We start from the raw sequence: 14,513 nt of genomic DNA, 5'->3' as shown, positions 1-14,513 counted from the left end.
GCATTTCGTTTTCAGGCCTCCTTTTTGTGGCCCACCACCGGCTGTTTTGCGCTCGCCCACCACCTGCGGGCCGCCGCCCCCTTTTTCGTTGTCCCCCGCCACACATCGCCCCCCCCCCCCCGCAGTGGGTCGCAGAGCTCAAACAAGCCGGTGCTCGCCAACAAAACGTAGCCATCAACACTAAATCCGAGACGCCCGATCGGGCGCAAAACTGAAAGAGAGGTAACACCATGACTTTCACTACTACTCCTCGTCGTCTCGCAAAACGCTTCGCACTCGTTGCAGGCCTCAGCGTGCTGTCGGTACAGGCATTCGCCGGTGGCGACGCCGCGCTGTACGGCCCGACCGCACCGAAAGGCTCGACCTTCGTGCGGGTCTACAACGCCAGCAACGCCGAAGTCAGCGCCACCGTCGGCAGCACCAACCTGAGCGACGTTGCACCACTGGCCAGCAGCGACTTCAGCTTCATGCCGGGCGGTGACTACAGCGCCAAAATCGGCAGCCAGACCCTGCCGGTGAAACTTGCCGGTGACCACTACTACACCCTGGTCAACAACGCTTCCGGCGCGCCGCAACTGATCGAAGAGCCGCCGTTCAAGAACAAGCAGAAATCCCTGGTGCGCGTGCAGAACCTCAGCGACAAGCCGCTGACCCTGAAGACCGCCGACGGCAAGACTGACGTGGTGCCGAACGTGGCGGCCAAGGGCCGTGGCGAACGTGAAATCAATCCGGTGAAAGTCAGCCTGGCGCTGTACGAAGGTGCCAAGAAAGTCGGCGACGTGAAACCGGTCGCCCTGGAGCGCGGTGAAGCAGCGGTGCTGTACGTCACCGGTTCCGGCAGCAGCCTGTCGCCAGTCTGGGTGAAACGCCCAGTGTCGACGCGCTAACAATTTTTCCTGCCTGACCCCGTCCCCACTGTGGGAGCGGGCTTGCTCGCGAAAGCGGTCTGACATTCAACCGATATGTCGACTGATACACCGCCTTCGGGAGCAAGCCCCCTCCCACCCTGAATCGGGTTGTCAGTTCAGGTACGAAACAAAAACAAGAGTGAAACGACACAGCGTTCGTGCCTCTAACCAATCGATTTTATGGAGTAACAATATGATTCCGGTGATCTTGTCAGGTGGTAGCGGTTCACGTCTTTGGCCGCTTTCGCGCAAGCAATTCCCTAAGCAATTCCTCGCCCTGACCGGTGAACACACACTGTTCCAGCAAACCCTGGAGCGTCTGGTGTTCGAAGGCATGGACACACCGATCGTGGTCTGCAACAAGGATCACCGTTTTATCGTCAACGAGCAGTTGGCCAACCGAAACCTCGAATGCCAGCGCATCCTGATGGAACCGTTTGGCCGCAACACCGCGCCAGCCGTGGCGTTGACCGCGATGATGCTGGTCAACGAAGGGCGTGACGAACTGATGCTGGTGCTGCCGGCCGATCACGTGCTGGAAGACCAGAAAGCCCTGCAACGCGCACTGGCCCTGGCCACCGTCGCCGCCGAAAACGGTGAAATGGTGCTGTTCGGCGTGCCGGCGACCAAACCGGAAACCGGCTACGGCTACATTAAATCCACCGGCGACTCGCTGTTGCCTGAAGGCGTCAGCCGCGTCTCGCACTTCGTCGAAAAACCTGACGTCAAACGTGCCACCGAATACGTTGCTTCCGGCGGTTACTACTGGAACAGCGGCATGTTTCTGTTCCGCGCCAGCCGCTTCCTCGAAGAGCTGAAAAAGCACGATCCGGACATCTACGACACCTGCCTGCTGACCCTCGAGCGCAGCGAGCAGGACGCCGACACCGTCACCCTCGATGAAGCCACCTTCGCCTGCTGCCCGGACAACTCCATCGACTACTCCGTCATGGAAAAAACCCAGCGCGCCTGCGTAGTACCGCTGAGCGCCGGCTGGAGCGATGTCGGCTGCTGGTCGTCGCTGTGGGAAGTCAACGAAAAAGACGCCAACGGCAACGTCAGCAAGGGCGACGTGGTGATCCAGGACAGCAAGAACTGCATGATCCACGGCAACGGCAAACTGGTGTCGGTGATCGGCCTGGAAAACATCGTCGTGGTCGAAACCAAAGACGCGATGATGATCGCCCACAAGGACAAGGTTCAGGGCGTCAAGCAGATGGTCAACACCCTCAACGAACAGGGCCGCAGCGAAACCCAGAACCACTGCGAGGTTTACCGTCCGTGGGGTTCCTACGACTCGGTGGACATGGGCGGGCGTTTCCAGGTCAAGCACATCTCGGTCAAACCGGGCGCATGCCTGTCGCTGCAAATGCACCACCACCGCGCCGAACACTGGATCGTGGTCAGCGGCACCGCCGAAGTGACCTGCGATGACAACGTGTTCCTGCTCTGCGAGAACCAGTCGACCTACATCCCGATCGCCTCGGTGCATCGCCTGCGCAACCCGGGCAAGATCCCGCTGGAAATCATCGAAGTGCAATCGGGCAGTTACCTCGGTGAAGACGATATCGAACGCTTCGAAGATATCTACGGGCGCTCCACCCCGATCGAACGCGGCGTGTCGGTGAAAACCATCGCGCAGTGATCACCCTGCAATGAGAAGCCCCCGTCCAGCCCGCTGCGTCCCCCATCCGCAGCGGGTTGGGCGGGGGCTTTTTTTAGAAGCAAAAGATCGCAGCCTGCGGCAGCTCCTACAGGGAAAACGCGTTCCAACTGTAGGAGCTGCCGCAGGCTGCGATCTTTTGACTTCGCCCTGCCCATCGCCAACCTCACCTACGCTTAGGTAGGATGCCCCTCTATCCCCGCGAGGTTGTGCGACATGTTCATCGGCGTTTTGCTGGTCATCACCTGGCTGATCCTGTTATTGCGCTATCCGGCCAAGGCTGTGCCGGTGTCGGTGGCCGCCGCCGTTGGTCTGGGACTGGTCGCGGTCTGGGTGGTGTGGCTGGACAACCGCGAGCTCAAGCAACTGGCGCGTCTGGAGATGCGCATCGTCTATGCGCCGGAACAGTGCCCGGCGGATCGACCGCTGCAACTGAAAATGAACAACGGCAACGATGTGCCGCTGACCGAACTGCGCTGGCGCATTGCAGCCTACGCGCCCGGTGACACGGTCAATCTGGCCGACAACCAATACAGCGCCCCGCGCTATCGCGGCCCCGGCGAACTGCAGGCCGGCGGCAACTGGGAAGACTGCCTGCCCCTGCCACCGCTGCGGCCCGGTTATCGTCCGCAAACCCTGGAATTTCGCGCCGAGCGCTTGCAGGGCAGTTTCTCCGACTGATCCCCTTCCCCACTTTTTGCACAAGGAATGCGCCATGCCCGTTGCGTTGATTACCGGTTGCTCCAGCGGCATTGGCCGCGCCCTCGCTGACGCGTTTAAAGGCGCCGGTTACGAAGTCTGGGCCAGTGCGCGCAAGCCTGATGATGTCGCGGCCCTCGCCGCTGCCGGGTTCACCGCCATCGCGCTGGACGTCAATGACAGCGCGGCGCTGGAACAACTCGCGGAACGCATCAACCAGCAACACGGCGGCCTCGACGTGCTGATCAACAACGCCGGTTATGGTGCGATGGGGCCACTGCTCGACGGCGGCGTGCCTGCGATGCAACGCCAGTTCGAGACCAACGTATTTTCGATTGTCGGCGTGACTCGCGCACTGTTCCCGGTGCTGCGCCGGACCAAGGGGCTGGTGGTGAACATCGGCAGTGTTTCCGGCGTGCTGGTGACGCCGTTTGCTGGCGCCTACTGTGCCTCAAAAGCCGCGGTGCATGCCCTGAGCGATGCGCTGCGTATGGAACTGGCGCCGTTCGGCATTCGCGTGATGGAGGTGCAGCCGGGCGCGATCCAGTCGAGCTTCGCCAAGAATGCCGGGCACGAAGCGGAGCAGTTGATCAACGAGCAGTCGCCGTGGTTTCCGTTGCGTGAGGGGATCCGCGCGCGGGCCAAGGCGTCGCAGGACAAGCCGACCCCGGCCAGTGAGTTTGCGGCTGAATTGCTCAAAGCGGTGCAGCAGAGCACGCCGCCGCGCTTGGTTCGCATTGGTAATGGCAGCCGGGCGTTGCCGTTGCTGGCGACGTTGTTGCCCAAGGGGTTGCTGGAGTCGACGTTGATGAAGCGGTTCGGGTTGCGCGGCCAGCTCTGAGACCGAGGAGTTCCTATCGCGGGCAAGCCACGCTCCCACAGGGTTTTGCGGTGTACACGGATATCCAGAACGACACAAAAACTGTGGGAGCGTGGCTTGCCCGCGAAGAGGCCGGAACAATCACTCGAGATCCTCAGCCCCAACCTTTCATGAAATCAATAAACGCCCGCACCTTCAGCGGCAAATGCCGGGTATCCGGATACAGCGCGTAAACCCCCTGCTGGGCAAAGCGGTAATCGGCGAGCAACCGCACCAATCGCCCCGCCTCCAGATCCTCCTGAATCAGCCACTGCGGCAAAATCGCCACCCCTTGCCCGGTCAGCGTAAACGCCCTGAGCGTCGCCGAGTTGTCGGCGACGATGGCGGTGGTCCCCGGTTTTGGCTGGTAGACATGCTCACTGCCGGCCGGGTCGGTCACGGTCATTTCCGGGACGCGGCCATGGCCGAGCGTCGGCATCGATTCCAGCGTCGCCAGCGTGGCGACCGGGGCGAAGCGTTCGACCAGCTGCGGCGCCGCCACCGCAAACACTTCGAACGTCGACAACTGCACTGCGCGCAGATTGGAGTCGTGCATGCGCCCCAGGCGGATCGCCATGTCGAAGCGTTCGGAGATCAGATCGGCGTGGGTCGATGAAGTCGACAAGTGAATGTTCAGTTGCGGCTGTTGCTGGCGAAACACCTCCAGCGCCGGCACCACTTGGGCCAGGGCGAATTCCACGGTGGTGGTGATGCGCAACGTGCCCTTGAGTTGCGAATGCTCGGAGCGCGCTTCCTCGATCGCCAGTCGTGCTTCGTCGAGGGTACGCAGGCAGCGTCGATAGAAGCGCTCGCCGGCATCGGTCAGGGCCAGTTGCCGGGTGTTGCGCGTGAGCAAGGTGACACCCAGTTCTTCTTCCAGGCGCTTGAGATTGAAGCTCACTACCGCGCGGGTCTGGCCCAAGGTATCGGCAGCCGCGGTCAACGACCCGGCCTCGACCACGGCCTTGAAAGTGTCAAAACGGTCCAGGCTGACCATGTCCCACGCACTCCCTGTCAAAATTATTTTGACAAACTAGCAGGCAAACCAGCGTTTTCCTAACGCCTGAAGCCCCCTACCCTGCACCTCTCATCACAGGGAAGCTGCCATGGCCTATCGCTCGAAAGTCGCGCTGGTGTATCTGTTCGGGTTTGCCCTCGACCTGCTGAACATGTTCGCCGCGAGCATTGCCTACCCGGACATCGCCCGGGAATTACAGGCATCAGTGACGCAACTGGCGTGGATCACCAACGCCTACATGCTCGGGCTGACACTGATCATTCCGCTGAGCGTGTGGCTGGCGGCGCGGCTGGGCGAGCGGCGGCTGATTCTCGGCTCGTTGCTGCTGTTCGGTATCGCTTGCGGTCTGGTGGCCCAGGCCGGGTCGATTGAAAGTCTGATTGGCTGGCGCCTGCTGCAAGGCCTTGGCGGCGGTCTGTTGCTGCCGATTGGTCAGGCCTTGGCCTATCGGCAGTATCCAGCGACACAACGCGCGCACCTGACCGGCGTGGTGCTGATGGTCGCGCTGCTGGTGCCAGCGCTGTCGCCAGCGGCGGGCGGCCTGATCGTCGAGGCGTTGTCGTGGCGCTGGATTTTCTATCTGAACATGCCGCTGGCGCTGCTCGCGTTCGGCCTGGGTCTGCTGTGGTTGCAAGCGGATCAACCCTCCACTGAACGCCCGACGCTGGATTTGCGCGGGTTGCTGCTGGCGGTGGCAGCCCTGAGTCTGTTGTTGATTGCGGTGAGTCTGGCGAGCATGTCCACGACCCGGAATCTGGCGGGCGGCGTTCTGTTGATCGGCGCCGTCACCTTGGGGCTGTACCTGCGCGATGGCTGGCACAAACCCGACGCGGTGCTCGACCTGCAACTGATCAACAGTCCGTCGCTGCGCCTGGCGATGTTGATCTACCTGTTCGTGCCCGGCGTTTTCACCGGCACCAACATGATTGCCGTGTTGTACCTGCACGACCTCGGCTTCGGCGCCGCGCAGACCGGTGCGCTGATGCTGTCCTGGGCGGCCGCCTCGGGGGTGGCGATCATGCTCGGCAAACGCAGTTTCAACCGCATCGGCCCCAAACCGTTGCTGATCGCCGGGATGCTTTTGCAGTGCCTGGGGATTGTCCTGCTGATGCGCGTCGAACAACCCGCCGCCGTTCCGCTGATCTTTGCCTATGCCTTGATGGGGCTGGGCGGCAGCCTGTGCAGCGTCACCGCGCAAAGCCTGGCGTTTGTCGGCATCGCGCCGGAAAAAATGGGCCACTCCAGTGCGCTGTGGAACATCAATCGCCAGCTCGGTTTCTGTCTCGGCGCGGCGCTGCTCAGTTCGCTGTTGGGCGCCTTGGGCGGCAACGGTTTCCGCTACTGCTTTCTCGCCGCCGCGCTGCTGACGCTGTTGCCGATGGTCGCGGTGCTGCGTTTCGATGCCTCCAAAGTGCTCGCCCTTTTGAGCTCACCTCCCCCTCAGGAAAAATCCACATGACTGACTACAACGAATATTTTGATGAAGTGATTCAGGCCCACCTGATCATCGAACGCTGGTTTGCCGTGGAGCAGGATTCGGCGGAACTTGCGCGCTTGCTGAGCCGCTTCTCGGCAAATTTTTCCATGGTCACGCCGCTGGGGCGGGCGCTGGATATCGAGGCCTTGCGCGCATTGTTTCAGTCGGCGGGCGGGAAGAAGACGGGCTTCAGAATCGAGCTCAGCGAGCTGCGCGGGATTGCGCTGCATGCGCATGGCGCAACGCTCAGTTATCGCGAGCAGCAGAGCGATGCGAGTGGGTTGCACACCGATCGCCGATCGACGGTGGTGTTTGAAAAGACCGAGGCCGGGCGGGTGCTGTGGCGGCATTTGCAGGAGACGTTTTGCCAAGGCTGATGGCATCCCATTGTGGCGAGGGAGCTTGCTCCCGCTCGGCTGCGTAGCAGTCGCCAAACCTGTCTACGCGGTGTGTCTGACCTCACTGGCGAGCAGGTTTGGGCTGCTGCGCAGCCCAGCGGGAGCAAGCTCCCTCGCCACAGGGTTACTCGACAGCGTCCTGCTTCACCACCACCGTGCAAGTAATCCCCGCCGCCAACAACACACCCTCCGGTACTTCATCAATGTGAATCCGCACCGGCACCCGTTGCGCCAGTCGTACCCAGTTGAACGTCGGGTTCACGTCGGCAATCAGCTCGCGGCTTTCCGGGTTGTCGCGGTCGTAGATGCCGCGGGAAATACTCTCCACATGCCCCTTCAACACTTCACCGCTCATCAGTTGCATGTCGGCCTTGTCGCCTACGCGCACATGCGGCAGCTTGGTCTCTTCGAAGAAGCCGTAGACCCAGAACGAGTTCATGTCGACCACGGCCATTTTCGCTTCGCCGATACGCGCGTAGTCACCGCGATGCACGTTGAGGTTGGTCACGTAGCCGTCCACTGCCGCGCGCACTTCGGTGCGTTTCAGGTTGAGTTCGGCGGCTTCCAGTTGGGCTTGCGCGTGTTGATAGTCGGCCTGTGCGGCGTCGGCGATGTTGCTGGCGTCGTCGCGGTTTTCCTTGGAGATCACCAGATTGTCGAGGTCGGCGCGGCGATGCGCGTTGACCTTGCGCATCTCCCAGGTCGCCTTGCGCGACGCCACCAGCGACTGCGCCTGCTTCACCGCGAGACGGTAATGCTCGGGGTCGATCTGCATCAGCAAGTCGCCCTTCTTCACCAACTGGTTGTCGCGCACCGGGACGTCGACCACTTCCCCGGTGACGTCGGCAGCGACGTTGATGATGTCCGCCCGCACCCGACCGTCGCGCGTCCACGGGGTGTTCATGTAGTGCTCCCACAACGTGCGGCCGATCCACAACGCCAAGGCCAACACCAGCAGGGTCGCGAGCAGGCTGAAAAACTTTTTCATCAGATCGTTCTCAACGGTAGACAGTCAGCGCCATGGCGCCGAACAGACAGGTAAACAGACTCAGACGCAACAGCGCCGGGTGCCAGAAAAAACGGTACAGGTCGAACCCCGAGAGGAACCGGTCGAGCGCCCAGGCCAGCGCCGCAGCGACAAAGAACATCAGGGTCATGGTCGGCATGTACACGCCGTGGAAGGCGATTTCACGAGGCATGGGCAAGTCCTTCGGGCTTGGCGATGGCATAGGCGGCGAGTGGTGATTGCGGGTCGAGCAACGAGGTGCGGATGAAGTGCAGATAGCTCTTCACCCGGCGCAACGCGGACGTGTCGAAGTGCGGCGCGAACGGCTCGTCGGTCGCCGCAACCCGGCTGATCGCGTGATCGACCGCTACCAGTGCGCGTTCCAGATTGCTCGGATTGGGTTGCAGAAACAGTCGCACCAGCGCCCGGCCCATCACGCGAATTGCCTGACGCCACGGCTGCGATTCGGCATACGCCGGGTGCACCGGGAGGATCGCCTGTTCCTTGCGCAACTCGATGATCGCGTGGCCGACTTCGAGCACCACGAACATCCAGCGCAGCAGGTTCTTCTGCACAGTCGGCTGCCCGGCGGCGAGACCATAAGCCTGGTGCAGCAGGTCACGGGTACGACTCTCGAAACTCGACGCCAGGCCCTTGAGCTTGCCGCTGATCGCGTACACCACCTGGCCGCGCAGATCCTGCTCCAGGCGCTTCCACAACCAGCGGCTGTTGGGCGGCAGAATGATTGCGCCGGCAGCGGCGCAGACCAGCATGCCCATGACCATGGCGATGTAGTCGTTGATGAAGGTGTAGGGGTTGTAAATGGTCAGGTTGTCCGGCACCGAACCGGTGCTGAAGAAGATCAGCAACCCCAAGCCCACACCTGCGTATTGCGGCCGCGAAGCGAGGAACGAGCCGAGCACGATCACTGGCGCGAGCATCACGCACAGCAGCGGAAAACCGTCGATCCACGGAAAGATGAAAAACATCTCGACGAAGCCGATCAGCGCTCCAAGGAAAGTCCCGCAGGCCATCTGGAACGCCATGCGTTTCGGGTTCGGCGTGGCGGCGGACAGGCCCACCGTCGCGGCAGCAATCAGAGTCATGGTCGCGCCACTCGGCCACGCGGTGGCGACCCAATAGCTACCCAGCACCATCAGGATGAACGAGGCGCGAATTCCCGAAGCCGCCGCGGCCCACCAGTTGGTTTGCGGGGTGAACGGCTCGTCCCAGCGCTCGCGTTCGTGGCGGTGATCGGCCAGCGAGGCGTGGGTCTGGGCATAATTGTGCAAGTCATCGACGAAGCGATAGAGCAGTTCGTACGCGGTGTGGAAATCCAGTTGCTCGGCGTCGCTAGGGTCCGTCTCCTGAAAGGCTGCACGCAGGCTGCGCACCCGCGCCGGCAGGCCTTCCTTGTACGTCGCAAGTGCCGTCGCCAGGCGTGCGGCATCGGGGCTGGTGAGGGCGCGGCCACTGAAGCCGTCGAGCACTTCGGCCAGATCCTGCAGGCCCGGCCGGATCGCCGCCACCACGTGTTCTTCGTCGTTCACGCGCAAGCGTTCGAGCAACTGATGCAGGGCGTTGAAGCGCGTGGTGATGCCCATGAACTCGCTGTTCAAACGACTGAGGCGACCGTTGCGCCGACGCATGTGCGGGTCTTCGAATACGGTGACGCTGCGCAGTCCTTCGAGGCCCACGGCTTCGGCGATGAACCGCACGTTGCTCGCTTCGAACGACTCGGCTTTGCTGCGTCCGCGCAAGCCATCGGTGACGAACAACGCGAACACGCCGAAACGCTGATACAGGGCGTTGCGCATCGCCGCGCTGGCGGTTTGCGGCAGGATCGCGGCGCTGACCACCGTCGAGCAGAGAATCCCCAGCGAGATCTCCAGCACCCGCCACACGGCGGCCATGAACGCCCCGTCCGGATGCGCCAGCGCGGGCAACCCGACCATCGCCGCGGTGTAGCCCGCAAGGACAAAACCGTAAGCGCGAAAGTTACGGCAACGCGCCGCACCGGCCGAGCAGATGCCGACCCAGATCGCCAGCGAACCGAGGAACAGTTCGGTGTTCTGCGCGAACAGCGCGATCAGCGTGACCATCATCGCCGACCCGGCCAGGGTGCCGAGGAAGCGATAGAAACTCTTGGCGAACACATGGCCGCTCTGTGGCTGCATGACGATGAACACGGTGATCATCGCCGTGCGCGGTTGCGGCAACTCCAGGCGCATCGCCAGCCACAGCGTGAGGAACGCGGCGAGCAATACCTTGAAGATATACACCCAGGTCACGCCATCACTGCGCGCCCAGTCAAACAAACCCCGACGCCATTCCAGGGAGCAGAGCCAGCGTAGAGGTGCGGGCAAGGGAGTCATTTGGTCTTGCTCAATGAATGAGGAAAAAGTCTGTGGATCACGCAATTCCTGTGGCGAGGGAGCTTGCTCCCGCTTGAGTGCGCAGCGCTCACAAGATTTTTGGGGCTGCTGCGCAGCCCAGCGGGAGCAAGCTCCCTCGCCACAGGTTTGCGCATGCCATCGGGATTGTGTTCACCGCAGCAGGGCCGGGGTTTTCGGGACTGCTGTTTGTTCGGCAGTGGGCACATCGTTGCCGGCCCCGAGGCCGCCACCCAACGCCGTCACCAGTTCCGCATGCGCACTCAACCGCGCCGCCTGCACCTGCTGCTGCACTTGCTGCTGCTTGAACAACAAAGTCTGCGCATTGAGCACGTTGAGGTAATCAGTGAGGCCACGCTGATAGGCGATCATCGCGATGTCGTAAGTCTTCTGCGCAGTGGCCACCGACTCGGCGGCGAAGGCTTGCTGCTTGTTCATCGACTCGCGGCGGATCAACTGATCGGAGATGTTCTTCAGCGCATTGACCAGCGTCTGGTTGTAATGCGCCACGGCGATGTCATACCCGGCGGACGCTTCACCCAGTTCACTGCGCAAACGCCCACCGTCGAAGATCGGCAAAGAGATCGCCGGGCCGACGTTGTAGTTGAGCTTCTTGCCAGTCAAAAACTCCAGCGCGCCGCCACCGGTGGCCATGTAGCCGAGGCTGCCGACCAGATCGACGTTGGGATAAAAGCCGGCGTGCGCCACGTCGATGCCGCGTGCCTGCGCCGCCACTTGCCAGCGACTGGCAACCACGTCCGGGCGCTGACCGAGCAGCTCGGCGGGCAATGCCGACGGCAGCTTGAGCGCTGCGCCCAGCGCCAAAGTCGGCCGCTGCAACTGCGCCCCGTCGCCCGGGCCTTTACCGGCCAGCGCGGCGATCTGGTTTCGGCTCAGGGCGATTGCTTCGTCCAGCGCATCCAGTTGCCGATGGGTTTCCGGCAACGGCGTTTCGGCCTGGCTGACTTCGAAGTGCGTGCCGATGCCGCCGTTCAGGCGCTTCTGCGCCAGATCGAGAATCTGCTGTTGCTGCTTCAGCGTCGCGGCGACGATGTCGCGCTGGGCGTAATGCAGCGACAGCTCGATGTAGGCGCGCACGATGTTGTTCTGCAATTCCAGCTGCGCCAGCCGCGCTTCGGCGGCGCTCATGTGCGCCAGATCCACCGCGCGTTCGCTGGCATTGCTTTCACGGCCCCAGAGGTCGAGGGCATAGCTGAAACCGAGCGCGGCGTTGTTGTCCCAGGTGGTGGTGTTGGCCAACTCGCCCGGGCCGTAGAACTGGTCGGTCGGCCAGTTGTGGCGCTTGAGCGTTGACTCACCATTGATCTGCAACGACTCGGCGGCCTCGGCGACACCGGCCAGCGCCTTGGCCTGACGCACCCGCGCCGCAGCCATGGCCATGCTCGGACTGCCCTGCACGGCGAGGTCGATCCAGCGATTGAGTTGCGGGTCGCCGTAGGCTTGCCACCATTGTGCGGTGGGCCAATTGGCGTCTTTGGCGGCGTGGGCGATGGCGTCGTCAGTGGCCAGTGCGTCGGCTTCCAATGCCTTGCTATGCGGGGCAATTCCTTGCGTTGAGATGCAGCCGCTGAGACCCAGGGTAAAAGCCAGAACACTGAGCGGCAAAAGCGCTCTGTTGATGCGACGCGGCACAGCTGCGAATTCCTGAAAGAGGATAAGGCGGGGGACTTGTGCAGGAGTTGCCGAAGGCTGCGATCTTTTGACCTTGATTCCCTTAAATCAAAATCAAAAGATCGCAGCCTTCGGCAGCTCCTGCAGGGAACGGCGCAATTCTAGGTGGGCGCCTTGGTGGCGATAAGCTGGGATTCCTGTGAATCTTTGTTACCGTTAACGAGATAATCCCTTGGTCGGGGGTCTCAGCCCCTGAAACTTCGTGTCACAATTTGCCATCTCCCTTGAGAGCACCCCATGGACACATTGCAAAACATGCGCGCCTTCAGTTGTGTGGCCGAAGCCGGCAGCTTCACCGCCGCCGCCGTGCAACTCGACACCACCACGGCCAACGTCTCGCGCGCGGTCTCCAACCTGGAAGCCCACCTGCAAACCCGCCTGCTCAATCGCACGACCCGGCGCATCGCCCTGACCGAGGCCGGCAAGCGCTATCTGCTGCGCTGCGAGCAGATCCTGGCCTATGTCGAAGAAGCCGAAGCCGAGGCCAGCGAAGCCCACGCCCGCCCCGCCGGCCAACTGAAAGTGCACACCATGACCGGCATCGGCCAGCACTTCGTGATCGACGCCATCGCCCGCTACCGCAAGACCCACCCGGACGTGACCTTCGACCTGACCATGGCCAACCGCGTGCCGGACCTGCTCGATGAAGGCTACGACGTGTCCATCGTGCTGGCCCGCGAACTGCCGGACTCGGGCTTCGTTTCGCAGCGCCTGGGCATCACCTACAGCATCGTCTGCGCCTCCCCGGCCTATGTGAAAGCCAACGGCTGCGCGCAAAAACCCAGCGACCTGCTGAACCACGCCTGCCTGCGCCTCGTCAGCCCGGTGATCCCCCTGGAAAAATGGGCCTTCGACGGCCCCGAAGGCCAAGAAATGGTCACCATCAACAGCTCGCCATTCCTGGTCAACTCCGCCGACGCGATGAAGACCGCGATCATCAGCGGCATGGGCGTCGGCGTCCTGCCGGTCTACGCCGCCATCGAAGGCCTGCGCAACGGCACGCTGGTGCGGATGATGCCCAACTACCGCTCGCAGGAACTCAACCTGTACGCGATCTACCCGTCGCGGCAATACCTGGATGCGAAGATCAAGACCTGGGTCGAGTATTTGCGCGGGTCGCTGCCGGAAATCCTTGCCGCGCACCAGGCAGAACTGGCCGCCTACGAGTTAAGCGGCAGCCTCGCCGGAGCCCGCGTCGCCAACTGATTTTCAACACATCACTAAACCTGTAGGAGCTGCCGCAGGCTGCGATCTTTTGCCCTTGATGTTTAAAAATCAAAAGATCGCAGCCTACGGCAGCTCCTACAAAAGCGGTGATTTGACGGGAGTTTTCCGACAGGTTTTGACGGTTGTGGGTCGGAAGTGGGGTGGATAGGCTGGTTCGGTCGCTGACACATCAGCGACCGGGTCTGGAAAACCCGAAGGGTCAAAGCACATGACATAATGCCGCGCTTTTTCAGCGCCGGTGTTTCAGTTATGGCGGCTGTGCGTGGGAGACCCTCGGGTCTGCCGGGTTTGATCCTTTGCCGGTTTTTCCAGCCTGCGTACAGCTGCCACCCACTTCGCCTGGAAAACGAAGAGTGGCAGTTCCATTTCGTCAAAAGGATCTTTGCCATGATTAAGCCTTCACCCAATCCGCCCCAAGCGGAAAGCACCTCCCCCTATGAATCCCTCGATTCCAGAAAACTCCACGACGCCGCCGAGCGTGCACTCGACCATTACCTGAAACCGTCCGCCGCCACCGTGAGATTTCACAACCCCAGCAGCATGTTCCAGGTCGCCCCCGACATGGACAACGAAAGCCTGCTGGTTCACGCCTGCGAATCACTGGCCTCGGCGAGCATCATGACCAGCGACATTGCGGCCTATGTGGACAGCCCGCAGCGGCAGACCATTCTGGCCATCCAGCAGATCATCATGCTGGCTGAACTGGCGGTGAACCGAGTGCTGGATAACCACGAAATCTCGCAGTCTCCAACACACAACTAATCCCCCTGTGGGAGCGAGCCTGCTCGCGAAAGCGTCAGCCCATTCAATATTTTTGGTGCCTGACACACCGCTTTCGCGAGCAGGCTCGCTCCCACAGTTGGAATGGGTGTGGTCAGTTGGAGACTGGTCGGCTCGTAGGCCGCCATCGCGAGCAGGCTCACTCCTACAGTTGGAATGGGTGTGGTCAGTTGAAAACTGGCCGGCTGCCAGGCCGCCATCGCTGGCAAGCCAGCTCCCACAATGACTGGATGCATTCAGTTGAAGTCTGGTCGGCTGCCAGGCCGCCATCGCGAGCAGGCTCACTCCTACAGAAAAGCAAAGCAGTCCAGACAGACCGCATGCTCTTCACCACTCAAATGGCCGAGTGTCAGCTCGCCGAAAGCTCTTGATCTTGCCGTGCCGGCCCCTTCG

Annotated in this window: 13 protein-coding genes; 8 read left to right on the top strand and 5 right to left on the bottom strand. The window is 62.0% G+C overall.

Going from position 1 to position 14,513, the window contains the following annotated elements; genetic code table 11:
- The first annotated feature begins 230 nt into the window (after positions 1-230).
- The 4 genes from ACIOUG_RS13630 to ACIOUG_RS13615 all read left to right on the top strand — a co-directional run bounded on the left by ACIOUG_RS13630 (position 231) and on the right by ACIOUG_RS13615 (position 4,111).
- Complete coding sequence (locus tag ACIOUG_RS13630) at positions 231-887, top strand: alginate O-acetyltransferase AlgF (protein WP_401066270.1); 657 nt, start codon at positions 231-233, stop codon at positions 885-887.
- 214 nt (positions 888-1,101) lie between these two features.
- Positions 1,102-2,553 carry a mannose-1-phosphate guanylyltransferase/mannose-6-phosphate isomerase gene (locus ACIOUG_RS13625; protein WP_401066267.1) on the top strand — a complete coding sequence of 484 codons (1,452 nt, stop codon included), beginning with the start codon at positions 1,102-1,104 and terminating at the stop codon, positions 2,551-2,553.
- 234 nt (positions 2,554-2,787) lie between these two features.
- Positions 2,788-3,252, top strand: coding sequence for a multidrug transporter (locus ACIOUG_RS13620; protein WP_401066264.1), 465 nt, complete (start codon positions 2,788-2,790; stop codon positions 3,250-3,252).
- 34 nt (positions 3,253-3,286) lie between these two features.
- Complete coding sequence (locus ACIOUG_RS13615) at positions 3,287-4,111, top strand: SDR family oxidoreductase (RefSeq protein WP_401066262.1); 825 nt, start codon at positions 3,287-3,289, stop codon at positions 4,109-4,111.
- A gap of 133 nt (positions 4,112-4,244) precedes the next feature.
- Here the strand turns inward: ACIOUG_RS13615 and ACIOUG_RS13610 are convergent, their stop codons facing one another.
- Complete coding sequence (locus tag ACIOUG_RS13610; protein WP_401066259.1) at positions 4,245-5,126, bottom strand: LysR substrate-binding domain-containing protein; 882 nt, start codon at positions 5,124-5,126, stop codon at positions 4,245-4,247.
- Positions 5,127-5,235: 109 nt separating this feature from the next.
- On the opposite strand from ACIOUG_RS13610, the gene ACIOUG_RS13605 reads away from it, so the two are divergent.
- Complete coding sequence (locus tag ACIOUG_RS13605; RefSeq protein ID WP_401066256.1) at positions 5,236-6,606, top strand: MFS transporter; 1,371 nt, start codon at positions 5,236-5,238, stop codon at positions 6,604-6,606.
- A complete protein-coding gene (locus tag ACIOUG_RS13600; RefSeq protein ID WP_401066253.1) occupies positions 6,603-7,001 on the top strand; it encodes a DUF4440 domain-containing protein in 399 nt (132 codons plus the stop codon). Before ACIOUG_RS13605 ends, ACIOUG_RS13600 begins: the two co-directional genes overlap by 4 nt.
- A 145-nt stretch (positions 7,002-7,146) precedes the next feature.
- Here the strand turns inward: ACIOUG_RS13600 and ACIOUG_RS13595 are convergent, their stop codons facing one another.
- From ACIOUG_RS13595 to ACIOUG_RS13580, 4 genes are all read right to left on the bottom strand, one after another.
- Positions 7,147-8,010 carry an efflux RND transporter periplasmic adaptor subunit gene (locus ACIOUG_RS13595; RefSeq protein ID WP_401066250.1) on the bottom strand — a complete coding sequence of 288 codons (864 nt, stop codon included), beginning with the start codon at positions 8,008-8,010 and terminating at the stop codon, positions 7,147-7,149.
- Between the two features lie 10 nt (positions 8,011-8,020).
- Positions 8,021-8,221, bottom strand: coding sequence for a DUF1656 domain-containing protein (locus tag ACIOUG_RS13590; RefSeq protein ID WP_003221811.1), 201 nt, complete (start codon positions 8,219-8,221; stop codon positions 8,021-8,023).
- Positions 8,211-10,403 (bottom strand): FUSC family protein, encoded by a 2,193-nt coding sequence (locus ACIOUG_RS13585; protein ID WP_401066246.1) that lies wholly within the window; start codon positions 10,401-10,403, stop codon positions 8,211-8,213. Before ACIOUG_RS13585 ends, ACIOUG_RS13590 begins: the two co-directional genes overlap by 11 nt.
- Positions 10,404-10,574: 171 nt before the next feature.
- The gene (locus tag ACIOUG_RS13580; protein ID WP_401066244.1) at positions 10,575-12,074 is read right to left on the bottom strand and encodes an efflux transporter outer membrane subunit; all 1,500 of its coding nucleotides are present in this window, start codon (positions 12,072-12,074) and stop codon (positions 10,575-10,577) included.
- Positions 12,075-12,350: 276 nt separating this feature from the next.
- Between ACIOUG_RS13580 and ACIOUG_RS13575 the strand changes: the two genes are divergently transcribed.
- The gene (locus ACIOUG_RS13575; RefSeq protein WP_401066241.1) at positions 12,351-13,319 is read left to right on the top strand and encodes a LysR family transcriptional regulator; all 969 of its coding nucleotides are present in this window, start codon (positions 12,351-12,353) and stop codon (positions 13,317-13,319) included.
- A 408-nt stretch (positions 13,320-13,727) separates the two neighbouring features.
- Positions 13,728-14,102, top strand: coding sequence for a DUF6124 family protein (locus ACIOUG_RS13570; RefSeq protein WP_401066239.1), 375 nt, complete (start codon positions 13,728-13,730; stop codon positions 14,100-14,102).
- The last annotated feature ends 411 nt before the right edge of the window (positions 14,103-14,513 follow it).

Source organism: Pseudomonas sp. NPDC087803 (assembly GCF_044742995.1).
Classification (GTDB): Bacteria; Pseudomonadota; Gammaproteobacteria; order Pseudomonadales; family Pseudomonadaceae; genus Aquipseudomonas.
The sequence above is the reverse complement of the archived record's forward strand: the minus strand, read 5'-3'. Positions and strand labels throughout refer to the sequence as shown.